The sequence below is a fragment of the Bartonella sp. AC535YNZD genome (genome assembly GCF_042196625.1).
Taxonomy (GTDB): Bacteria; Pseudomonadota; Alphaproteobacteria; order Rhizobiales; family Rhizobiaceae; genus Bartonella.
Genome location: NZ_JBHIQP010000083.1, coordinates 1 through 682 on the forward strand (window position 1 = coordinate 1; position 682 = coordinate 682).

Here is a 682-nt window from a genome sequence, read left to right on the forward strand (position 1 = left end):
TATGGACCAGCCTTTAATGTTTTAGTTGCATCCGGTCTGTTAGGTTATGTGAGTGATGGCAAACAAACCACTGTTGGTTTTGATGGGCATAGATACGACTTTGTCAGCAGAATTATTGGCGGTAATGGCTATACCTACGAGACAATACCTGCTGGCAGTAACATGTGGAAAGAATGGTGGAATATGTTCACAAATCCTTACAATCCTCATACTTGCCTTGGAGATGCGGGTAATAAGTGCAGAACACTTTATGGCACATCTCATCGTGAACAAAAACCTTGAATTAAATAATGGAGTGAAAAATGAAACAGACTCTAAAATTATTAAGTATAATAGTTCTGTTAAGTATAGCTGGATGTCAGTTTAATAAGCCTCCTGGCGGGTATTTGAGTGTGTGGGAGAAAAATGGTGTTACTAATTTTACTGAAATAGGAAAAGCCTTATTAGAATGTGGCATGCCAACCCCTTATGATCGCGATCCAGAAAATAGAAAGTTAAGCAACAATGCAATAGGAAGCATAGAAGCTTGCATGCTTCAATCGGGATTTCGTGATAAAGTAGGGGGGGGGACTATGTGCGAGAATCATAAAGCCGAAAACCTTCCCATTTGTCGTCCAGGTGCTGTCATACCACAGCGCAGTGTCAAGAAGCGCTTAAACAGCCCGTTTTGTAAAAAATATAA

1 protein-coding gene and 1 pseudogene are annotated in these 682 nt (G+C 40.2%); both read left to right on the plus strand.

Annotation, left to right across the window (positions count from 1 at the left end; translation table 11 throughout):
* Positions 1 to 282: pseudogene (locus ACFIM8_RS09290) on the plus strand (filamentous hemagglutinin); the annotation flags it as partial.
* A 20-nt stretch (positions 283 to 302) separates the two neighbouring features.
* Positions 303 to 682, plus strand: a 380-nt coding sequence (locus ACFIM8_RS09295) for a hypothetical protein (protein ID WP_375614851.1), incomplete at its 3' end; no start/stop codon positions are given.